At 72.6% G+C, this 21,395-nt stretch carries 16 protein-coding genes and 1 tRNA gene; 16 read left to right on the top strand and 1 reads right to left on the bottom strand.

The features are described 5' to 3' along the window. Positions 1 to 116: 116 nt before the first annotated feature. From ACFV8H_RS12625 to ACFV8H_RS12590, 8 genes are all read left to right on the top strand, one after another. On the top strand, positions 117 to 1,376 hold the full coding sequence (locus ACFV8H_RS12625) for an MFS transporter (protein WP_380398992.1): 1,260 nt from the start codon (positions 117 to 119) through the stop codon (positions 1,374 to 1,376). Further along, on the top strand, positions 1,373 to 2,644 hold the full coding sequence (locus ACFV8H_RS12620; RefSeq protein ID WP_375881940.1) for an ATP-grasp domain-containing protein: 1,272 nt from the start codon (positions 1,373 to 1,375) through the stop codon (positions 2,642 to 2,644). Before ACFV8H_RS12625 ends, ACFV8H_RS12620 begins: the two co-directional genes overlap by 4 nt. Further along, positions 2,641 to 3,861, top strand: coding sequence for a lysine N(6)-hydroxylase/L-ornithine N(5)-oxygenase family protein (locus ACFV8H_RS12615; protein WP_380398990.1), 1,221 nt, complete (start codon positions 2,641 to 2,643; stop codon positions 3,859 to 3,861). The genes ACFV8H_RS12620 and ACFV8H_RS12615 overlap by 4 nt, the downstream gene beginning before the upstream one ends. An 11-nt stretch (positions 3,862 to 3,872) precedes the next feature. Further along, the gene (locus ACFV8H_RS12610; RefSeq protein WP_380398988.1) at positions 3,873 to 4,259 is read left to right on the top strand and encodes a cupin domain-containing protein; all 387 of its coding nucleotides are present in this window, start codon (positions 3,873 to 3,875) and stop codon (positions 4,257 to 4,259) included. Beyond that, positions 4,256 to 5,410 (top strand): NAD(P)/FAD-dependent oxidoreductase, encoded by a 1,155-nt coding sequence (locus ACFV8H_RS12605; protein WP_380398986.1) that lies wholly within the window; start codon positions 4,256 to 4,258, stop codon positions 5,408 to 5,410. The genes ACFV8H_RS12610 and ACFV8H_RS12605 overlap by 4 nt, the downstream gene beginning before the upstream one ends. Positions 5,411 to 5,436: 26 nt before the next feature. Continuing rightward, a complete protein-coding gene (locus ACFV8H_RS12600; protein WP_380398984.1) occupies positions 5,437 to 7,050 on the top strand; it encodes a class I tRNA ligase family protein in 1,614 nt (537 codons plus the stop codon). Positions 7,051 to 7,077: 27 nt separating this feature from the next. After that, positions 7,078 to 8,295, top strand: a complete 1,218-nt coding sequence (locus tag ACFV8H_RS12595; protein WP_380398982.1) for an acetyl-CoA carboxylase biotin carboxylase subunit family protein — start codon at positions 7,078 to 7,080, stop codon at positions 8,293 to 8,295. A 71-nt stretch (positions 8,296 to 8,366) separates the two neighbouring features. Beyond that, a complete protein-coding gene (locus ACFV8H_RS12590; RefSeq protein ID WP_380398980.1) occupies positions 8,367 to 9,428 on the top strand; it encodes a threonine aldolase family protein in 1,062 nt (353 codons plus the stop codon). Between the two features lie 114 nt (positions 9,429 to 9,542). Here ACFV8H_RS12590 and ACFV8H_RS12585 read toward each other — a convergent pair whose 3' ends face one another. Next, complete coding sequence (locus tag ACFV8H_RS12585; protein ID WP_375881954.1) at positions 9,543 to 10,031, bottom strand: YajQ family cyclic di-GMP-binding protein; 489 nt, start codon at positions 10,029 to 10,031, stop codon at positions 9,543 to 9,545. Between the two features lie 218 nt (positions 10,032 to 10,249). Here ACFV8H_RS12585 and ACFV8H_RS12580 point away from each other — a divergent pair. From ACFV8H_RS12580 to ACFV8H_RS12545, 8 genes are all read left to right on the top strand, one after another. Next, positions 10,250 to 10,330 (top strand) — tRNA-Tyr (locus ACFV8H_RS12580). 383 nt (positions 10,331 to 10,713) lie between these two features. Beyond that, positions 10,714 to 12,543: an APC family permease gene (locus ACFV8H_RS12575; protein ID WP_380398978.1), complete on the top strand. Its 1,830-nt coding sequence runs from the start codon at positions 10,714 to 10,716 to the stop codon at positions 12,541 to 12,543. A 485-nt stretch (positions 12,544 to 13,028) separates the two neighbouring features. Continuing rightward, on the top strand, positions 13,029 to 13,118 hold the full coding sequence (kdpF, locus tag ACFV8H_RS12570; protein ID WP_045693083.1) for a K(+)-transporting ATPase subunit F: 90 nt from the start codon (positions 13,029 to 13,031) through the stop codon (positions 13,116 to 13,118). Position 13,119: 1 nt separating this feature from the next. Next, the gene (gene kdpA, locus ACFV8H_RS12565) at positions 13,120 to 14,781 is read left to right on the top strand and encodes a potassium-transporting ATPase subunit KdpA (protein ID WP_380398976.1); all 1,662 of its coding nucleotides are present in this window, start codon (positions 13,120 to 13,122) and stop codon (positions 14,779 to 14,781) included. Further along, a complete protein-coding gene (gene kdpB, locus ACFV8H_RS12560) occupies positions 14,781 to 16,898 on the top strand; it encodes a potassium-transporting ATPase subunit KdpB (RefSeq protein WP_380398974.1) in 2,118 nt (705 codons plus the stop codon). Before kdpA ends, kdpB begins: the two co-directional genes overlap by 1 nt. A 21-nt stretch (positions 16,899 to 16,919) precedes the next feature. Then, a complete protein-coding gene (kdpC, locus tag ACFV8H_RS12555) occupies positions 16,920 to 17,549 on the top strand; it encodes a K(+)-transporting ATPase subunit C (protein ID WP_380398972.1) in 630 nt (209 codons plus the stop codon). A 202-nt stretch (positions 17,550 to 17,751) separates the two neighbouring features. After that, a complete protein-coding gene (locus ACFV8H_RS12550) occupies positions 17,752 to 20,415 on the top strand; it encodes an ATP-binding protein (RefSeq protein WP_380398970.1) in 2,664 nt (887 codons plus the stop codon). Continuing rightward, the gene (locus ACFV8H_RS12545; protein ID WP_375881967.1) at positions 20,408 to 21,103 is read left to right on the top strand and encodes a response regulator; all 696 of its coding nucleotides are present in this window, start codon (positions 20,408 to 20,410) and stop codon (positions 21,101 to 21,103) included. The genes ACFV8H_RS12550 and ACFV8H_RS12545 overlap by 8 nt, the downstream gene beginning before the upstream one ends. Positions 21,104 to 21,395 lie beyond the last annotated feature (292 nt).

Genomic DNA, 21,395 nt, shown 5'->3' with positions numbered 1-21,395 from the left:
TCGACGCAGAAAATGGATCTAGCTTTTCCGTTTTCGACGGGCTACGGTCGTGCTCATGCCGGGCTTCGAACAGCCCGGCCGGGGTGGCGATTTCCGAGGTTCACGGGGGAACTTCCATGGCGTCCGGCCGTACGGTGGGTTACTTCGCGCTGCGCTCGATCGGCTGGTTGGTGGACAACCTCCTGGTCTTCGGGATCCCCCTGCTCTGCTACCGGGTGACCGGCGGGCTCACCTGGTCGGGTGTGGCCGTGGTGCTGACCTGGACGCCCCGGCTGCTCTCGCTGGCCGGTGCGGGCTACCTGGTGGACCGGCTGTCGATCCGCCAGATCTTCCTGGTCAGCGACGCGGGACGGCTCGCCCTGGCGGCCGTCTGCTGTCTGCTGATCCTGCTCCGGCCGAGCACCGCGGTGCCCGTGGTGCTGGTCTTCGGCATGCTGTCCGGCGCGTTCTTCGAGCAGACCTTCGTGGCCGGCGAGAAGGCCGGACGGCTGCTCACCCCGCCGGAGCGGGCGGCCCGCACCCAGTCGGTGCTGACCGGCCTGGAACAGGCCGCCATCATCGCCGGGCCCGCGCTCGGCGGACTGCTGCTGCTCTTCCCGCCGGTGGTGTTCGTCGCCACCGCGGGAGCCGGCTACGCGGCCAGCCTGCTGCTCGCCGTCGCCCTGCCCGCCGGCAGGGCCGACCCGGACGCGGCGCCGTCCCCGCTGGCCGGCCTGCGCCGGACCGTACGGGATCCGGTGCTGCGCAGCGTGGTGCTGCTGACCATGGGGCTGAACTACCTGCTCAGCCTGCTGATCGGCAGTGCCCCGGCCCTGGTCGCCACCCGGTACGGCGTCTCGGAGAGCGCGCTCGGCTTCGTCTACTCGGCGGCCGGCGTCGCCTCGATCGCGGTGGTCGGCATCGCCCCCTGGCTGATCGGCCGGCTCGGACTGTGGCGCTACGGCATCGGCCTGGCCGTCGCCTCCGCGCTGGTCTGCCTGGGGCTGTCCGTGGCCCCGGACCTGGCGCTGTTCGGCGTCGCCCTCGGGGTGTTCCTGGCCCTGGACTCGCTGTTCAGCGTCTACCTGCGCACCACCAGGGCCGAGCGGGTGCCGACCGGGGAGTACGGCAGCGCGGTCGCCGCCTTCGGCCTGCTGCTGGTGGCGCCGATGCCGGTCGCCGGGGCGACCCTCGCCCTGGCCGGCTCCTCGGTCGACCCGGCCACCCTGCTGCGGGTGGCCGCGGTCGGGACGCTGGTCCTGGCCCTCGCGCTGCTGCCCGGGCTGGCCCGGGCCGGCCGCCCGGCCCCCGCCGACCCCCACCACCCTCACGACCCCCACCACCACGACGCCGGAACGGCGACCGTGGCCCACGAACGGGAAGACATAGCACGATGACCAAGCATTCGGACCGGCGCATCCTCGTGATCGAAGCCCTCTCGGGGGGTGTGCTGCTGGTCGAGGCCGCCCTGGACCTGGGGATCGGCGTCGTGGTCGCCAGCGCGGACACCGAGGACCGGGTGATGCCCGCGCACCTGCGCGACCGCATCGACGCACTGGTGACCGTCGAGACCAACGACCTGCCCGCCCTGCTCGCCGCGGTCCGCGAACTGCACGAGCGCCTCCCGCTGTCCGCGGTCTTCCCCGGCTGCGACGTCTACGTCCCCAACGCCGCGCACCTCGCCGCCGAACTGGGCCTGACCGGCCTGGACGTGCGGACGGTGGAGCAGGTCCGGGACAAGACCCGGATGCGCGAGGCGGTCGAGGCCGCCGGGCTGCGCAGCCCGCGCTTCCTGGAGGTGAGCTCCGACCAGCACCTCGCGAAGGCCGCCGAGCTCACCGGCTTCCCCTGCGTGGTCAAGCCGGTGGACCAGTCCGGCAGCCTCCACGTGTCGGTGGTCCACGACCTGGACCAGCTGACCGACGCGTACCGCCGGCTCAGCACCGACGACTTCGTCGACCTCGGCCGTCCGATGATCGAGCGGGCCCTGGTCGAGGAGTACCTGGACGGGCCGGAGTACAGCGTCGAGGGCTACGTCCTCGACGGCACCACCACCGTCGTCGCGGTGACCGAGAAGCTCCTCGCGCCGGAGCCGTACTTCGCCGAGATCGGCCACCAGCTGCCCGCCGCCCTGTCGGCCGAGGCCTCGGCCGCGATCGAGGAGTACGTCCAGGGCGTCGTCCGGGCGGTCAACCTGAGCGTCGGGCCGTTCCACTGCGAACTGCGGCTCACCGCCCAGGGCCCGGCCCTGGTCGAGATCGGCGCCCGGATGGGCGGCGACCGGATCGCCGAACTGGCCCAGCTCGCCACCGGCGTCAGCCTGCCGCGGGTCTGGCTGGCGGGGCTGCTCGGCCTCGACCCGCAGGAGACCGGCGCCTTCGGCGAGCCGGTCGCGGCCGTCGCCGGCATCCACTTCTTCACCGCCCCCGGGGAGACCCGCTTCGACCGGGCCACCGGCCTGGACACCGCGGCCGCCCTGCCGGGCGTGCGCGAGGTCCGGCTCGACCTCGCCCCGGGCGACCCGATCCACCCGCACCTGGACGACTTCCGCTGCCGGCTCGGCCAGGCGGTCTTCACCGCCGACTCCCCGGCCGCCGCCACCGCGCTGCGCGGCGCGGTCGACGCCGCCGTCCGGATCAACCCGCAAGCGGAGGACGAACGGTGAGCGAGCTCCTCGACTACCTGGCGGTCGGCGCCGGCCCGGCCAACCTCAGCCTGGCCGCCCAGGCCGAAGCCCACCCGGGCACCACCGGACTGCACCTGGACCGCCGCGAACGGCCCGCCTGGCACCCGGGACTGCTGCTCCCCGACGCCACCCTGCAGAACTCGCCGTTCAAGGACCTGGTCACCCCGGTCGACCCGACCAGCCGGTTCTCCTTCCTGGCCTTCCTCGCCGCCAAGGGCCGGTTCTACCAGTTCCTGACCGCCCGCTTCCCGGCCGTCCACCGCGCGGAGTTCAACCAGTACCTCGGCTGGGTGGCCGACCAGCTCGGCGACACCGTCCGCTACGACCACGACGTGACGGAGGTCCGCTTCCACGGCGACCACTTCGAGACCGAGACCTCCCGGGGCACCTTCCGCTCCCGGCACCTCGTCCTCGGCGCGGGCCCGCAGCCGTACCTCCCGCCGGTGCTGGAGGGCGCCACCGGGCCGGCCGTGTTCCACTCCAGCGAGTTCGTCCAGCACGCCGAGGCACTGGCCGGCCGCCGGGTCGCCGTGGTCGGCGGCGGGCAGAGCGGCGCCGAGATCGTCCGCCACCTGCTGGTCGGCCAGGCCCGCCCGGAGCAGGTCACCTGGGTCAGCCGGCGGCCCGGCTTCCTGCCGCTGGACGAGTCGGCCTTCACCAACGACCTGTACCTGCCGGAGGCCGCCCAGGACTTCTTCGGACGGCCCAGGGAACAGCGGGCCGCCCTGCTGGCCGAGCAGAAGTACGCCAGCGACGGCGTCAACGAGGGCCTGCTGGCCGAGCTGTACCGGATCGTCTACCTGACCAGCCACGTCGAGGGGCGCCCGGAGCTGATCCGGCTGCTGCCCGGGCACGAGGTCGCCGGGCTCGCCGAGCGGGCCGACGGGCTGCGCCTGGAGCTCAAGTCCGACGGGGCCGAGACCGCGGTGGACTGCGACGCGGTCGTGCTGGCGACCGGCTACGTCCAGCAACTGCCGCAGTGCCTGGGCGCCTTGACCGGGCGGCTGCGGCTGGAGGACGGCCTCCCGGTCGTCCGGGAGGACTACTCGGTGGAGTGGGACGGGCCGGACGGCCACCGGATCTACCTGCAGAACGGTGCCCGGCACGCGTTCGGCATCACCGATCCCAACCTCGGCCTGCTCGCCTGGCGCAGCCGGGTCATCCTCGACAGCATCCGTACGAACGGGGGTTCCTGACGATGCATCAGTTGAACGAGACGGCCGGCCCGGACACCGGGGCCGAGGGGCGGTCCGTCGAGGTCCGCTACCTCGCGCCCGACGTCGACGAGACCGGCACCTCCAGCCTGGAGGCCGACCTGGACGCGGCCGAGGTCCTCGCGGCCGTCGGCCGGCTGCCCGTCAACCTGGCGGTGTTCACCGTGCCCCCGCACTCGGCCACCATGGCCGACTGCCACGCCTCGCAGGAGCTGTGGCTGGTCCAGCGCGGCCACGGGGTGATCACCTGCGGCGGCCGCGAGCACCCGGCCCGCCCGGGCGGGCTGTACGCGCTCCCGGGCGGCGAGGAGCACCGGCTGCACACCGCCGACGAGGAGATGACGGTGCTCTCCATCTGGTGGCGGGAGGCCGGCGCGTGAGCGGGCACGGGACGTACGACCTCGCGGTGATCGGCACCGGCATCGTCGGCGCCACCGCCGTCGGCCTGGCCGCGCTGCGCCATCCGGACGCCTCGGTGGTCGCGGTCTGCGCGGGCGCCGTGCACGACGGCTCGACCGTGCGCTCGCTCGCGGTGGACATCCCGGCCGGGCGGACCGAGGAGCAGCGGGCCCTGGCCCGGCGCAGCCTCGAACTCCGGGCCGAACTGGCCTCGCTCGCACCCGCGTTGAACGCCGAGGTGCGGCGCGCGTACTGGGTGGTGCCGGCCGGTGGCGCGGCCGGGGTCGACGGCCAGCTGGTCGGCGACGCGCTGGCGCCCTGCCGGTCCGAGCAGGAGGCGCAGCTGCGGGCCGTGTTCGGCGGACCGGTCGGCGGGGCGGGCACCGAGCTGCGGCGCTCCGCCGAGGCGACGTTCTCCGAACCCGCCGAGGCCGTCGAGCAGTTGCTCCGGCCCCTCACCGACGGGGGCCCCGCCGCCGGATCCCTCGCCGCCGGATCCCTCACTGCCCGACCCCTCGCCGCCGGATCCCGGGCCGACGGCCCGCGGCGGGACCTGGTCGAGGGCTTCGCGGTGCGCGCCGTCGAGCCCTGCGCGGACGGCTACCGGCTGATCGCCGAGGACGGCGGCGAACTGACCGCCCGCCGAGTGCTGGCCGCCCCCGGCGCCGCCACCCTGACCGGCCCGTTCGCCGCGACGGCGAAGCGGCTCGGCGCCCGGACCAAGAAGGTCGTCGCCTACCGGCTGCGCGGCGGAGAGCCCGGCGGGCACCGCCCGCTGCTGGTGCTGGACGAGCCGGACGCCTTCCTGCTGCCCGTCGGCGAGGGCCGGGACTGGTACTACAGCATCACCAGCACCGACTGGGACTGCCCGCCCGAGCGCACCCGGCTGGCGCCGAACCCCGCCGACCGGGCCCTGGCCGAGGCCGTCCTCGCCGAGCAACTCCCGGGCTTCCGGCCCGAGTTCATCGGCTGCCGGACCGGTGCCGACCTCTACCTCCCGGACTTCGCCCCGCTGATCACCCCGCTGGACGGCCTGGACGGCGTCGTCCTGGCGACCGGTGGCGCGGGCTCCGGCTTCCGGCTCGCCCCGGCCATGGCCGAGGGCGCACTCGCCCTGCTGGGCCTCGACTGACCTCCCGACAGCCCCTGAGGACCACGATGCGCACCAACGCCACCCCCCGCCACTACCTGCTCGTCCCCCCGGAGCCCACTCCCAACGGGCACCTGCACCTGGGCCACATCGCCGGCCCCTTCCTGCGGGTGGACGCGCTCGCCCGCTTCCTGCGGATGCGCGGCGACCGTCCGGCGATCATGACCGGCACCGACGCCTACGAGCCCTGGGTCGCCATGAAGGCCCGGGTCGACGGCGTCGACCCGGGCGAGGTCGTCGCCCACTACCACGAGGTCATGCAGGCCGACCTCGCCGCGCTGCGGATCGGCATGGACGAGTTCGTCAACCCCGCCGAGGAGCCCTGGCACGGCCTGTTCCAGCGCGAGATCGACGGGAGCGTCGCCCGGCTGGACGCCCGCGGCGCGGTGAGCACGCTGATCGAGAAGGTCCCGTACGAGCCGACCGCCGGCCGCTTCGTGGTCGGCCCGCTGCTGCTCGGCCGCTGCCCGGACTGCGGCACCGAGGTGGCCAGCTACTTCTGCGAGGGCTGCGGCGCGCACTTCCGCCCGGAGGAGGTGGTCGAGCCGCGCCCGCGGCTGGCCACGGACGCCGACTGGCAGTGGCGGCAGATCGCCACCCGCTTCCTGCGCACCGCCGGACTGGCCGAACTGGAGCCCGAGTTCGACCGCCTGGACCTCGCCGAGCGGTACCGCTCGACCGTCCGGGCGCTGCTCGGCCGGGGCGGCGCCACCATCCGGCTGAGCGTCCCCGAGACCTGGGGGATGACGCTGGCCGGCGGCGAGGACGGCGTCCCGTCCAGCCTGTTCTCGTACACCGGCGGCTTCATGTTCGCCCGGCTGCTGGGCGAGATCCACCGGCAGCGGATCGGCGCCGAGGTCAACTCCTTCTCGCCCGACTCCGACGTGGTCACCGTGACCAGCCTCGGCTGCGACAACGTGGTGTCCGCGCTGGTCTGCATCAACGCCGTCGCCCTGGTGCACGGGGACACCCGGCCGTACGACCGGGTGCTGATCAACGAGTTCTACCAGCTGGCCGGGGAGAAGTTCTCCACCAGCCGCCGGCACGCGATCACCGCCTCGGGCGTCGCGAAGGTCCGCGGGCTGACCCCGGACGCCGTCCGCTACCACCTCGCCCTGGTCAACCCGGAGACCTCGCAGACCAGTTTCGAGCCCAAGGAGTTCCTGGACGCCGTCAACCACCGGCTGGCCGGCGTCCTGGAGGACCGGATCGCCGCCGCCTGGGAGCGGCTGCCGGCCGAACCGGCGGCGCTCCCCGCGCCGGTGCTGGCCGCGCTCGACGCGCACCTGGACCGGCTGGAGCGGGCCCTGGACGGCCCGACCGTGCGGATGGCCGAGGCCGGCGCGGTGCTGGACTCCTGGATCGACCGGATCGACGCCCTCCCCGACGCCGACCGCACCCCCGACCAGGGCTACTGGTGGCTCAAGGGGCTGGCCCTGCTGGGCTTCCCGATCATGCCGGACTTCGCCGCCGACCTCTGGCGGCGGCTCGGCGGCACCGGCGACCCGGGCTTCGCCGCCTTCCCGGAGCGCCCGGCCCCGGCCACCGTCGCGTACCGGCGGTGGTTCACCCCGGTCACCGCGGCCGACTTCGCCGCCTGCCTGCCGGAAACCCTGAGCTGATCCCCACCACCCCTTCGGAGCCCCCGCGTGCCTGAACACCCGCACTACCTGGTCGTCAACCGCTACGACGACGAGGACGCCGAGTACCGGCGGTACTGCGCCGGCCACCCCTGCGACCTCTCGGTCGTCACCACGCCCGACGGCGTGGCCGCGCTCGGCCCGATCGAGCCCGGGCGCGTGGTCACCGTGCCCGACCTGGAGTTCGCCACCGTCCTGGCGGCCGCACGGGAACTGCGGGAGCGGCACGGCGCCTTCGACGGCGTGGTCGGCCTGTCGGAGTACGACGTGCTGACGGCCGCCCGGGTGCGCGAGGCGGTCGGCGCCCCCGGCCCCTCGGCCGACCTGGTGCGGGCGTTCAAGGACAAGGTGGTGATGAAGGAGCGGGTGGCCGCGGCCGGGCTGGCGGTGCCGCGGTTCGCCGCGCTGGCGGGCGGCGCGTCCGCCGCCGAGCTGGAGCGCGCGGTCGGCTTCCCGATGGTCCTCAAGCCGCGGGCCCGGGCCGGTTCGGCCGGCGTCCGGATCGTCCACGACTCCGCCGCCCTGACGGCGGCGCTCGCGGAGACCGACGCCGAGGAGTACGAGTGCGAGGAGTACGTCTCCTCGGAGATCTACCACGTCGACGGGGTGCTCGCGGCGGGCCGCGAGCACTTCGTCAGCGTCTCCGGCTACGTCAACACCCCGCTGGAGTTCACCGAGGGCCGCCCGCTCGGCTCGGTGTTCCTGGACCCGGGCGCGCTGCGGGACGAGCTCGCCGCCTTCGCGCTCGCCTGCGTCCGGGCGCTCGGCCTGGAGACCGGCTGCTTCCACCTGGAGGTGATCCGCCGGCCGAGCGGCGAACCGGTCTTCCTGGAGGTCGGCATGCGCCCGGGCGGCGCCGAGGTGCCCTTCGTCCACCGGGAGGTGCACGGCATCGACCTGATGGCGGAGACCTTCCGCACGGTGCTCGGCCTCCCGCTGGAGTCGGCCGGCCGCGGCTTCGAGCACGCCAGCGCCGGCTGGGTCGTCATGCCCGAGCCCGCGGTCCGGCCCGCCCGGGTGCTGGACCGCACCCCGATGACGGGCGTGGTGCCGCAGGTGTACGCCGAGGTGCTGCCCGAGCCCGGCGCCGTGTACGACGGCACCGGCGGCTACTTCCACGTCCCCGGCCGCTTCCGGCTGACCGGACCGGACGAGCGGAGCGTACGGGCCGCGGCCCGCCGGATCATGGCCGAGTACCGGCTCGACGTCGAACCGGTACGACCGTGACCGCCCTGACCCCCGTGAGCCCCGTGGCCCCCGTGACCCCCGACCCCGTGCCAGTGGAGGAACAGCACCCGATGACCCCGCAGCGACGACACGACCCCGAGCTCCGCGCCTTCGCCAGCGACAACTACGCCGGCGTCCACCCCGAGGTGCTGGCGGCGATCGCCGTCGCCAACGGCGGCCACCAGGTCAGCTACGGCGAGGACGTCTACACCGAGCACCTCCAGGAGGTGTTCCGCGGCCACTTCGGCCCGTCCGCCGAGGTGTTCCCGGTGTTCAACGGCACCGGCGCCAACGTGGTCGCGCTGCAGGCCATGATGGACCGCCGGGACGCCCTGGTCTGCGCCGAGAGCGCGCACGTCAACGTGGACGAGGGCGGTGCGCCGGAGGTGATGGCCGGCCTCAAGCTGCACACTGTCCCGGCCTGGGACGGCAAGCTCACCCCCGAGCTGATCGACCGCCAGGCCTACGGCTTCGACAACGAGCACCGGGCCCGCCCCGCCGTCGTGTCGATCGCCCAGTCCACCGAGGTCGGCACCTGCTACACGCCCGAGGAGATCCGGGCGATCTGTGACCACGCGCACGGCCTGGGCATGAAGGTCTACCTCGACGGCGCCCGACTGGCCAACGCCGCCGCCACCCTGGGCGTCCCGATGCGGGCCTTCACCACCGACGCCGGCGTGGACGCCTTCTCGCTCGGCGGCACCAAGAACGGCCTGCTGCTCGGCGAGGCGATCGTGGTGCTGAACCGGGAGGCCGTCCAGGGCATGCGCTACCTGCGCAAGACCTCGATGCAGCTGGCCTCCAAGATGCGCTTCGTCTCCGTCCAGTTCGAGGCCCTCCTGGGCACCGACCTCTGGCTGCGCAGCGCCTCCCACGCCAACGCGATGACCCAGCGGCTGTTCACGGCCGTCCGGGACCTGCCCGGCATCCGGATCGACCGCCCGGTGCAGGCCAACCAGATCTTCGCCGTGCTGCCGCCGGCCGCCACCGAGGCCCTGCAGAAGCGCTTCCGCTTCTACACCTGGGACGTGCAGAGCGGCGAGGTCCGCTGGATGACCTCCTTCGACACCACCGAGGCCGACGTCGACGCCTTCGCCGCCGCGATCGCCGAGGAGCTCGCCGCGGCGCTCTGACCGGCCTGCCGCGCCGACGCGAACGGCCCCGCCCCCGAACCCGGGAGCGGGGCCGTGCCGTCCAGCCGTTCTGCCGTCCGCCCGCGCGCAGGGTGCGGGCGGGGCCGGGGTCGACTAGCGGTAGTTCACGTACTGGACCGCGAAGTCGAGGTCCTTGCCCTTGAGCAGGGCCTGGACGGCCTGGAGGTCGTCGCGGCTCTTGGAGCTGACGCGCAACTCGTCGCCCTGGACCTGGGCCTTGACGCCCTTCGGGCCCTCGTCCCGGATGATCTTCGCGACCTTCTTGGCATCCTCCGTGGTGATGCCTTCCTTGATGTCCGCGAAGATCTTGTACTCCTTGCCGGACAGCTGCGGCTCACCGGCGTCCAGCGCCTTCAGCGACAGGCCGCGCTTGACGAACTTCGTCTGCAGCACGTCCAGGATGGCGCGCACGCGCTCCTCGCCGTTGGCCTTCATCTCGATCTTCTCGCCGGAGCGGCTGATCTCGCCGCCCACGCCCTTGAAGTCGAAGCGGGTGGCGATCTCACGGGAGGTCTGGTTGATCGCGTTGTCGACCTCCTGCCACTCGACCTTCGAGACGATGTCGAAACTGGAGTCGGCCATGGGTGTTGGTCTCCTTGATGCTCTGGCTTCACTGACACGGCCCGCCCCACCGGGCGCCCGCCGCCCAAGCCTATCCAGCGTCACCCCGGCCCCGCCCGTGAGCGCCGCGCGGCGGTCCTTGATCGTCGGGTGATCTACCGAGTGGCGTAGCACCCCCCCGGATCAGGTATGGTTTACCACGTCGAACGGGGCCGAGAAGCCCCGCGAAACACCATCCTGGCTGGTTGCCCGAGCGGCCAAAGGGAGCAGACTGTAAATCTGTCGCGCAAGCTACGCAGGTTCGAACCCTGCACCAGCCACAGGATAGAGAAACGGCCCCCGATCTGCGGAAACGCGGATCGGGGGCTTTTTCGTGCGGTCCGGGCGGAATCGAACGGCGGGGCCGTCCGGGTGGGGCCGTCGGGCACTTGTTGCACATTGCTTGCAATTACCTTTGGCAGGCAGCAGAGTGGGGGGTCGGGGGTGGGAGTCCTTCGACCGAGCTGATCGTCTTCCCAACCGGCGCCCGCCGGGACAACGGCTCACCCCACCCCCGCCAAGCCCCCCTTCCGCCGTACGGCGGCGGCGTCAAGACCGCGTCAAGGGCGCTGGTGACGGTGTCAGGAACGCGTAGGGGACGGGCGCGCCCCGGGCGCGCGAACCGCAGGATTCGGAGCAACTACCGACTGCGGAGGTCCGTCCGATGTCCAGCGCCATCTCCACCCCGGCCGTCACGGCCGACGAACCGCCGGACACCGGGGCGGGCGACGAGCGGCACCGGCTCAGCGCGCTCGGCGGCCTGGCGGCGCTGTCGCTGGACGCGATGGCCTCGGTGGCCTACGGCCCGGAGTCGATCGTGCTGGTGCTGGCCGCGGCCGGCGCGTACGGGCTGGGCTTCACGGTGCCGGTCACGGTGGCGATCGCCGTCCTGCTCGCGGTGCTGGTCGCCTCCTACCGGCAGGTGATCGCGGCCTTCCCGGACGGCGGCGGCTCGTACGCCGTCGCCAAGGCCCACCTGGGGCGCCGGACGGCGCTGACCGCGGCCGCCTCGCTGGTCATCGACTACATCCTGAACGTCGCGGTCTCGGTGACCGCCGGAGTGGCGGCGCTGACCTCCGCGATCCCCGGCCTGTACGACGACCGGGTCTGGCTCTGCCTGGGCGTGCTCGCCCTGGTGACCGCCGTCAACCTGCGCGGCATCGCCGAGTCGGCGCGCTGGTTCTTGGTGCCGACCGCCGTCTTCGTGCTCTCCATCCTGGCGATCATCGTGGTCGGCCTGTTCCGGGACGCCCCGGCCAGCACCGCGGCCGCCGCCGGCCACGCCTCGGTGCTCGCCGAGAACGCCACCGCGGTCGGCGCGCTGCTGCTGCTCAAGGCCTTCGCGGCCGGCTGTTCGGCGCTGACCGGCGTCGAGGCGGTGGCCAACGCCGTCCCCTCCTTCCGGACCCCGCGGGTGAAGCGGGCCCAGCACACCGAGGTCGCGCTCGGCGCCCTGCTCGGCGTGATGCTGATCGGCCTGGCCGTGCTGATCGGCCGCTTCCACCTCCAGCCGGTCGACGGCGTCACCGTGCTCGCCCAGCTCGCGGACGCCTCGCTCGGCCACGGCGCCGGCTTCTTCGTCGTCCAGTTCGCCACCGTGGTCCTGCTCGGCCTCGCCGCCAACACCTCCTTCGGCGGCCTGCCGGTGCTGATGGACCTGCTCGCCCGGGACAACCACCTCCCGCACGTCTTCGCGCTGCGCGCCGACCGCCAGGTGTACCGGTACGGCGTGCTGTTCCTGGCCGCGGTGTCGGCCGCGCTGCTGGTCGGCTCCGGCGGCGACGTCAACGACCTGGTGCCGCTGTTCTCGATCGGCGTGTTCGTCGGCTTCACCATCTGCCAGGTCGGCATGGTCCGGCACTGGCACCTGAACCGCCCGGCCGGCTGGCGGTGGAAGGCCGCGCTGAACGGCTTCGGCGCGGTGCTGACCGGCATCGCGACCCTCGTGGTGACCGGCACCAAGTTCACCGAGGGCGCCTGGGGCATCGTGGTGGCCCTGCCCCTGCTGGTGGTGCTGTTCGAGGCGATCCACCGCAGCTACCGGCGGATCGGTGAGCGGCTGGAACTGGGCCGGGTGCCGGGTGCGGTGACCCGTCAGCGCAGCCTGGTGGTGGTCCCGGTGACGGCCATCACCCGGCTCACCCGGGACGGCCTGTCGGCGGCGCTCTCGCTGGGCGACGAGGTGTTCGCGGTGACCGTGGTGCACGACCCGGCGGACGCCGAGGCGCTGCGCCGGGACTGGGAGCTGTGGCAGCCCGGCGTGCCCCTGCTGGAGATCGCGGAGGACCACCGGCGGCTCGGCCAGCCGATCGCCGACTTCGTCAACCAGCTGGGCGAGGAGCACGCGTACGACCGGCTCACCGTGCTGATCCCCGAGGTCGAGCCCGCCCACTGGTGGCAGCGCGCGCTGCAGAACCGGCGCGGCGCCGTGATCGACCGCGCCCTGCGCCGGCACACCGACGCGGTGGTCTGCCGCCTGCGGATGCGGATGTGACCGCGGGAGCGGTAGGAGACTGACGGGTGGACCCACGGGCCCCGGTGCGACGCCATGTCGGACCGGGGCCCGACGCGTGTCCGGGGCCCGTCCTCGACGCGCCCCCGCCCGACGCGCCCCAGGTCTCGGCCTGATCACGCCGGTCTCGGCCCGGTGAAGCGGACGTCAAGGTCGCGTCAACGCACTGCGTTCACCCGTATGGAGGGCGTCAGGGAGCCCTAACGCGCCTTAGACGGCTGATTTGCTTCCTCTGCCGGTCGTCCGCCGGTGCCGCACGGAAGCCATTCGGCCCGGTCGCGGCATCTTCCGAACCACGCTGGTGGAGCCCATGTCCGATCTCATCTACGTCGGTGTCACGGTCGCCGTGTTCGCCGTCATCGCCCTGATCGCGCGGGGGGTGGAGAAGCTGTGAGTGAGCGCAGTGAACGAACCGTCCAGGGGCGCGTGTGGCGCGAAGCGGCTGCCGAGCGAAGCGAGGTGGGCGCATGAGTGCCGAGAACATCGCTGGTCTGGTCGTGGCCGTCGCTCTCGTCGGCTACCTCGTCGTGGCGCTGATCTTCCCGGAGAAGTTCTGACATGGGATCCACTCTCGCGGGCTGGCTGCAGGCCCTCGCCCTCGTCGGCGCGCTGGCCCTGTGCTACCGCCCCCTCGGCGACTACATCGCCAAGGTCCTCACCACCTCCAAGCACCTCAGAGTCGAGCGCGGCATTTACAAGGTGATCGGCGTCGACGGTGACGCCGATCAGCGTTGGTCGGTGTACCTGCGCTCGGTGCTGGCCTTCTCGGCCGTCTCGGTGCTCTTCCTCTACGGCCTGATCCGGCTCCAGGGCTACCTGCTGCTGAACCTGGGCGTTCCGCAGATGGAGGGCCACCAGGCCTGGAACACCGCGATCTCCTTCGTCACCAACACCAACTGGCAGTCCTACAGCGGCGAGTCCGCGATGGGCCACCTGGTGCAGATGGCGGGCCTGGCGGTGCAGAACTTCGTCTCCGCGGCCGTCGGCATCGCCGTCGTCGCCGCGCTGATCCGGGGCTTCACGCGCAACAGGACCGACCGGGTCGGCAACTTCTGGGTGGACCTGGTCCGGATCAACCTGCGGCTGCTGCTGCCGCTGGCGTTCGTCTTCGCCCTGGTCCTGGCCGCCAACGGCCTGATCCAGAACTTCCACGGCTTCACCGAGGCGCACACCCTCACCGGTGAGATCCAGAAGATCCCGGGTGGCCCGGTGGCCTCCCAGGAGGTCATCAAGGAGCTCGGCACCAACGGTGGCGGCTTCTTCAACGCGAACTCCTCGCACCCGTTCGAGAACTCGACCGGTTTCACCAACTGGCTGGAGATCTTCCTCATCCTGCTGGTCCCGTTCGCCCTGCCGCGGACCTTCGGCCGGATGGTGGGTGACAACCGCCAGGGCTACGCGATCGTCGCGGTGATGGGCCTGTTCTGGGTGGCCTCGACCGCCCTGATGACCTTCGCCGAGTCGCAGCACCACGGCACCGCCCTGCAGGCCGCGGGCAGCGCGATGGAAGGCAAGGAGCAGCGCTTCGGGATCGCGGCCAGCGCCTTGTTCGCCACGTCGACCACGCTGACCTCGACCGGTGCGGTGAACTCGTTCCACGACTCGTACACGCCGTTCGGCGGCGGTCTGACGATCTTCAACATGATGCTGGGCGAGATCGCGCCCGGCGGTGTGGGCTCCGGCCTGTACGGCATGCTGATCCTCGCCGTCGTGGCGGTGTTCGTCGCCGGTCTGATGGTCGGCCGCACCCCCGAGTACCTGGGCAAGAAGCTCGGCGGCCGCGAGATGAAGTTCGCCTCGCTGTACATCCTCACCACCCCGACCCTCGTGCTGGTCGGCACCGGTGTGGCGATGGCCCTGCCGGGCGAGCGGGCCGGGATGCTCAACTCCGGGGCCCACGGCTTCTCCGAGGTGCTGTACGCCTTCACCTCGGCCGCCAACAACAACGGTTCGGCATTCGCGGGCATCACCGTCAACACCGACTGGTACGACACCGCGCTCGGCCTGGCGATGGTCTTCGGCCGCTTCCTGCCGATCGTCTTCGTCCTGGCGCTGGCGGGCTCGCTCGCCCAGCAGCAGCCGGTTCCGGCCACTCCGGGCACCCTGCCCACCCACAAGCCGCTGTTCGTGGGCCTGCTGTCGGGTGTGATCCTGATCGTCGTCGGCCTCACCTACTTCCCGGCCCTGGCCCTCGGGCCGCTCGCGGAAGGTCTCTCCTGATGTCCACCCCTACGCTCAACCCCGCACCGGCCGACGACAAGGCCGAGCCCGCCGCGCCGCACAGAGTGCAGAGCGGCCTCCTCGACCCGAAGCTGATCCTCGCGTCCCTGCCGGACGCGGTGAAGAAGCTCGACCCCCGGGTGATGGTCAAGAACCCGGTGATGTTCGTGGTCGAGGTGGGCTCGGTGGTCACCACCGTCTCCGCGATCGCCAGCCCGTCGGTGTTCGCCTGGTCGATCACCGTCTGGCTCTGGCTCACCACGATCTTCGCCAACCTGGCGGAGGCCGTCGCGGAGGGCCGCGGCAAGGCCCAGGCCGACACCCTGCGCAAGACCAAGACCGAGAGCGTCGCCCGCCGGCTCACCGACTGGCCCGCCACCCAGGCCGAGGAGGAGGTGCCCGGCACCGCGCTCCAGCTCGGTGACCACGTCGTGGTCGAGGCCGGGCAGGTCATCCCCGGCGACGGCGACGTGGTCGAGGGCGTCGCGTCCGTCGACGAGTCGGCGATCACCGGTGAGTCCGCGCCGGTCATCCGCGAGTCCGGCGGCGACCGCTCCGCGGTGACCGGCGGCACCAAGGTGCTGTCCGACCGGATCGTGGTGAAGATCGCCTCGGAGCCCGGCAAGTCCTTCATCGACCGGATGATCGCCCTGGTCGAGGGCGCCGCCCGGCAGAAGACGCCGAACGAGATCGCGCTCAACATCCTGCTGGCCTCGCTGACCATCGTCTTCCTGGTCGCGGTCGTCACCCTCCAGCCGATGGCCACCTTCGCGGGCGCCCCGCAGTCGATGATCGTCCTGGTCGCCCTGATCGTGGCGCTCATCCCGACCACCATCGGCGCGCTGCTCTCCGCGATCGGCATCGCGGGCATGGACCGCCTGGTCCAGCGCAACGTGCTGGCGATGTCCGGCCGCGCCGTCGAGGCCGCCGGCGACGTCAACACCCTGCTGCTCGACAAGACCGGCACCATCACCCTGGGCAACCGCCAGGCCGCCGAGTTCCTGCCCGCCCCGGGCGTGTCCACGGACGAACTGGCCGGCGCCGCCCAGCTCTCCTCGCTCGCGGACGAGACCCCCGAGGGCCGCTCGATCGTGGTCCTGGCCAAGACCGAGTACGGCCTGCGGGCCCGCGCCCAGGGCGAGCTCACCCACGCCACCTGGGTCCCGTTCACCGCCCAGACCCGGATGTCGGGCGTGGACCTGGACGAGGCCGAAGGCGTCCACCAGGTCCGCAAGGGTGCGGCCGGTTCGGTCTCCAACTGGGTCACCGAGAACGGTGGTTCGGTCGGCGACGAGGTCGCCACCCTGGTCGACGGCATCTCCGCCGCCGGTGGCACCCCGCTGGTGGTGGCCGCCAAGGTCGGCAGCCGTCCCGCCCGCGTCCTGGGGGTCATCCACCTCAAGGACGTGGTCAAGGAGGGCATGCGGGAGCGCTTCGACGAGCTCCGCCGGATGGGCATCAAGACCATCATGATCACGGGCGACAACCCGCTGACCGCCAAGGCGATCGCGGAGGAGGCCGGCGTGGACGACTTCCTCGCCGAGGCCACGCCCGAGGACAAGATGGCCCTGATCAAGAAGGAGCAGGAGGGCGGCAAGCTGGTCGCGATGACCGGCGACGGCACCAACGACGCCCCCGCGCTCGCCCAGGCCGACGTCGGCGTCGCGATGAACACCGGGACCATGGCGGCCAAGGAGGCCGGCAACATGGTCGACCTGGACTCCAACCCGACCAAGCTGATCGAGATCGTGGAGATCGGCAAGCAGCTGCTGATCACCCGCGGTGCGCTGACCACCTTCTCGATCGCCAACGACGTGGCCAAGTACTTCGCGATCATCCCCGCGATGTTCGCCGGGGTCTACCCGGGCCTGAGCCACCTCAACATCATGGGCCTGCACAGCCCGCAGTCCGCGATCACCTCGGCGATCATCTTCAACGCCCTGGTCATCATCGGCCTGATCCCGCTCGCCCTGCGCGGCGTGAAGTACCGCCCGTCCGACGCCAGTTCGCTGCTGCGCCGCAACATCGGGGTCTACGGCTTCGGCGGTCTGGTGGTGCCGTTCGTCGGTATCAAGCTGATCGACCTGATCGTCCAGTTCATCCCCGGCCTCAGCTGACGCAGGGAAGGAGAAAACATCATGTCCAAGCCCCTGCCGACGACCGTCCGTACCCACTGGACCGCGCTGCGCGTGCTGCTCGTGCTCACGGTGATCCTGGGAGTCGCCTACCCGCTGCTGGTCACCGGGATCAGCCAGGTCGCGTTCAGCGACAAGGCCAACGGCTCGCTGGTGAAGTCCGACGGGAAGGTGATCGGTTCCAGCCTCCTCGGCCAGAACTACAACCTGCCCAAGAAGAACCCCGACGACCCGAAGGAGGACCCGGTGCCGGACCCGAAGTGGTTCCAGCCCCGGCCCTCCGCCAACAACTACGCCGGTGACAGCTCCGGCGCCAGCAACCTCGGTCCGAACAGTGACGACCTGCTCAAGGCCGTCAACGACCGCCGCGCCGCCGTCGCCGCGTTCGACGGCGTCGACCCGGCGAGCGTCCCGGCCGACGCGCTGACCGCCTCCGGCTCCGGCCTCGACCCGCACATCTCGGTGGTCTACGCCAAGGAGCAGGTGAACCGGGTCGCCAAGGAGCGCAAGCTGCCGGTGGAGACGGTCGCCGGGCTGGTCGACAAGTACACCGAGAGCCGCTCGCTCGGCTTCCTCGGCAACGAGGGCGTCAACGTCGTCCTGCTCAACCGGGCGATCAGCGAAGCGAAGTGACCGAGCGGACCCGACCGAGCGGACCCGACCGCGCAGCAGTGACCGAGCAGAAGTGATCGGACAGTGACACCGCACGACATACCAGGATGACCGGGCCGACCCGGGCGCGGGAGGATGCTCCCCGCGCCCGGGTCGGCCGCGCCGTACCCGCAGACGCGTACCGTCCCCCGCCGCCACCTCCTGATGGAAAGAAGCCGTGCCCATGGCCCGCGACCTCACCCCCGGCTCCGGCATCCGCACCGGTCGGTTGAGGGTGTACCTCGGCTCCGCCCCGGGGGTCGGCAAGACCTACCGGATGCTGGACGAGGCCCGGCGCAGACAGGAGCGCGGGGCCGACGTCGTGATCGGGTACATCGAGTGCCACGGCCGCCGCCACACCGAGGCCATGACCGACGGCCTGGAGGTGCTGCCGCGCGCCCACCGCTCCTACCGCGACGCCGAGTTCGAGGAGATGGACCTCGACGGGGTGCTCGCCCGCCGTCCGTCCGTCGTCCTGGTCGACGAACTGGCCCACACCAACATCCCCGGCGGCCGCCACGCCAAGCGCTGGCAGGACGTCGAGGAACTGCTCGCCGCCGGGATCGACGTCATCACCACCGTCAACATCCAGCACCTGGAATCGTTGAACGACGTCGTCCAGAAGATCACCGGGATCCCGCAGCGCGAGACCGTCCCGGACGAGGTGGTCCGCCGGGCCGACCAGCTCGAACTCGTCGACATGGCGCCCCAGGCGCTGCGCCGGCGGATGGCCCATGGCAACGTCTACAAGGCGGAGAAGGTGGACGCCGCGCTCTCCAACTACTTCCGGGTCGGCAACCTCACCGCCCTGCGCGAGCTCGCCCTGCTCTGGGTGGCCGGCCGGGTGGACGAGGGGCTGCGCGACTACCGGGCCAGCCACAAGATCGACCGGGTCTGGGAGACCCGCGAACGGGTGGTGGTCGCCCTCACCGGCGGCCCGGAGGGCGAGACCCTGGTCAGACGGGCCGCCCGGATCGCCGCCGCCGCGGGCGGCGAGCTGCTGGCCGTGCACGTGTCCCGCAGCGACGGCCTGGCCGGCGCCTCCTCCGGCGCGCTCGCCCAGCAGCGGCAACTGGTCGAGAGCCTCGGCGGCAGCTACCACGTGGTGGTCGGCGACGACGTCCCCACCGCGCTGCTGGCCTTCGCCCGCGCCCACGACGCCACCCAGCTGGTGCTCGGCACCAGCCGCCGCGGCCGGATCAACCGCTTCCTCACCGGCCCGGGCACCGGGCAGACGACCGTGGACGCCTCCGAGGACATCGACGTCCACATGGTCACCCACGAGTTCACCGGCCGCGGCCGGCTGCCCGCGTTGGGCCGGCGCCACTCCCGGCGCCGCACCGTCGTCGGCTACCTGGCCGGCCTGGTGATCCCCTGGCTGCTCACCGCCCTGCTCTCCCAGGCGCATGACACCATCAACCTCACCACCGACGCGCTGATCTTCCAGCTCGGCGTGGTCATCGTCGCCCTGCTCGGCGGCGCGATGTCCGCCCTGCTGGCCGCGTTCATCGCCTCGGTGCTGCTGAACTACTACTTCATCCCGCCGGTCCACAGCCTGACCATCGGCGAGACCAACAACATCGTCGCCCTGGTGGTCTTCGCCGCCATCGCGCTCGCCGTCTCCACCGTGGTCGACCACGCCGGCCGGCTCACCACCCGGGCCGCCCGGGCCACCGCCGAGGCCGAGACCCTCTCCACCCTGGCCGGCAGCGTGCTGCGCGGCGCCGACGCGCTGCCCGCCCTGCTGGAGAAGTCCCGGACGGCCTTCGGCATGCAGACCGTCGTCCTGCTCTCCCGCTCCGACGGCGAGGTGCTCGCCCACAGCGAGGCCGAGCACCCGGACGAGGACGAGGCGCAGCACGAGACCACCGAGGTCCCGGTCGGCGTCGACGCCGTGCTGATCCTCACCGGCCGCCGGCTGCCGGCCGCCGACCAGCGGGTGCTCACCGCCTTCGCCGCCCACGTCGGCGCCGCGCTGGAGCGCGACCGGCTGGCCGTGGTCGCCGCCGAGGTCGAGCCGATCAAGGCCGCCGACCGGATGCGCACCGCACTGCTCGCCGCCGTCAGCCACGACCTGCGCACCCCGCTGGCCGCCGCCCGCGCCTCGGTCGGCTCGCTGCTCAGCCCGGACGTCGAGTTCTCGCCCGAGGACCAGACCGAACTCCTCGAAACCGCCGACGAATCGCTGGTCAAGCTCACCCGGCTGGTCGACAACCTGCTCGACATGAGCCGCCTCCAGGCCGGCGCGCTCACCCTGCACCTCACCGAGACCCACCTGGACGAGGTCCTGCCCCGGGCGCTCGACAGCCTCCCCGACCCGTACGCGCCGGTCCAGCCGCTCGACCTGGACACCGCCCCGGCGGTGCTCGCCGACCCCCCGCTGCTGGAGCGGGTGCTCGCCAACGTGATCACCAACGCGCTGCGCTACAACGCCCCCGGCGCGCCCGTCCTGGTCACCGCCAGCCACCACGCCGACCAGGTCGAGATCCGGGTGATCGACCGCGGCCCCGGCATCGCCCCCGAGGACCGCGACCGGGTCTTCCTGCCCTTCCAGCGCCTCGGCGACACCGACAACACCACCGGGGTCGGCCTGGGCCTGGCCCTCTCCCGGGGCCTCGCCGAGGCCATGGGCGGCAGCCTGGAGGTGGAGGACACCCCCGGCGGCGGCACCACCATGCTGCTCACCCTGCCGGCCGTCATCGAGCCCGCCGCCGAACCGGCCGCGGAGGCCGACGCTGAGACTGCCGTCACCGAGCCCGCCGCCGAGCCGGCCGCCGAGGCCGCCGTCACCGAGCCCGCCGTCACCGAGCACCGTGCCACCGGGGAGGAGCCACCGCACCATGAGTGAGCACACCATCGAGAACTGCGAGATCCTCGTCGTCGACGACGAACCGGCCCTGCTGCGCACCCTGCGGATCAACCTCAGCGCCCGGCAGTACGCCGTCCGCACGGCCGCGAGCGGCAGCGAGGCGCTCGACCGGGCCGCGCACTCCGCCCCGGACGCCGTCCTGCTCGACCTCGGCCTGCCCGACCTCGACGGCATGGACGTGCTGCGCGGACTGCGCACCCACAGCGCGGCGCCGATCATCGTGCTCTCCGGCCGCTCCGATGCCGCCGACAAGATCGGCGCCCTGGACGCGGGCGCCGACGACTACCTCACCAAGCCGTTCCTGATGGACGAACTGCTGGCCCGGTTGCGGGCGGTGCTGCGCCGGCCGCTGAGCCCGGCGCCGCCGGGCCGACCGGTGATCGGCGACCACACCGTCGACCTCGCGGCCACCACGGTGGTCGGGCCGGGCGGACCGGTGCGGCTCACCCCGACCGAGTGGCGGATCCTCAGCCTGCTGCTCGCCAACCCCGGCCGGCTGGTGCCCGGGCGGCAGATCCTGCGCGAGGTGTGGGGGCCGGCCCAGGAGGCGCGCGGCAACTACCTGCGGGTGTACCTGGCCGGACTGCGGCGGAAGTTGGAGCGCGACCCGGCCCGGCCGCGGCACCTGATCACCGAGCCGGGGATCGGCTACCGGTACGTGCCGTAGCCGCCGGTCCGGGTCATGGGTGCCGGTCCGTGCCGTAGCCGCCGGTACGCGTCGTGGGGCAGGGCCCGACCGGGGTGGCGTCAACGAGCCGTCAAGAGCCGGCCGGTGGGCGACAGGGGGGCGTCAAGGCCGGTCGGGGGCGGTGTTCCGTGGTCGTAGTGTCGGTGCCGGAACGAGCGGTTCCTGCTCCTTGTGGGGGAAGCCGGGACCGCTCCAGCCGCCGGCCAAGGGCGGCCAGCAGTGGGGGAGGGGCGGGCGGCGCAGCGGGCGGGCGCCCGAGGGTTTACCGGCC

This window comes from Kitasatospora sp. NPDC059827, from assembly GCF_042731675.1.
Taxonomy (GTDB): Bacteria; Actinomycetota; Actinomycetes; order Streptomycetales; family Streptomycetaceae; genus Kitasatospora.
This window is presented reverse-complemented; position numbering and strand designations above follow the sequence as displayed.

Bases quoted from the DNA above. Each gene is read 5' to 3' on its own strand.
- ACFV8H_RS12625 (WP_380398992.1), top strand. From the start codon at position 117: ATGGCGTCCGGCCGTACGGTGGGTTACTTCGCGCTGCGCTCGATCGGC.
- ACFV8H_RS12620 (WP_375881940.1), top strand. From the start codon at position 1,373: ATGACCAAGCATTCGGACCGGCGCATCCTCGTGATCGAAGCCCTCTCG.
- ACFV8H_RS12600 (WP_380398984.1), top strand. From the start codon at position 5,437: ATGCGCACCAACGCCACCCCCCGCCACTACCTGCTCGTCCCCCCGGAG.
- ACFV8H_RS12590 (WP_380398980.1), top strand. From the start codon at position 8,367: ATGACCCCGCAGCGACGACACGACCCCGAGCTCCGCGCCTTCGCCAGC.
- ACFV8H_RS12585 (WP_375881954.1), bottom strand. From the start codon at position 10,031: ATGGCCGACTCCAGTTTCGACATCGTCTCGAAGGTCGAGTGGCAGGAG.
- ACFV8H_RS12575 (WP_380398978.1), top strand. From the start codon at position 10,714: ATGTCCAGCGCCATCTCCACCCCGGCCGTCACGGCCGACGAACCGCCG.
- kdpF (WP_045693083.1), top strand. From the start codon at position 13,029: ATGAGTGCCGAGAACATCGCTGGTCTGGTCGTGGCCGTCGCTCTCGTC.
- kdpA (WP_380398976.1), top strand. From the start codon at position 13,120: ATGGGATCCACTCTCGCGGGCTGGCTGCAGGCCCTCGCCCTCGTCGGC.
- kdpB (WP_380398974.1), top strand. From the start codon at position 14,781: ATGTCCACCCCTACGCTCAACCCCGCACCGGCCGACGACAAGGCCGAG.
- kdpC (WP_380398972.1), top strand. From the start codon at position 16,920: ATGTCCAAGCCCCTGCCGACGACCGTCCGTACCCACTGGACCGCGCTG.
- ACFV8H_RS12550 (WP_380398970.1), top strand. From the start codon at position 17,752: ATGGCCCGCGACCTCACCCCCGGCTCCGGCATCCGCACCGGTCGGTTG.
- ACFV8H_RS12545 (WP_375881967.1), top strand. From the start codon at position 20,408: ATGAGTGAGCACACCATCGAGAACTGCGAGATCCTCGTCGTCGACGAC.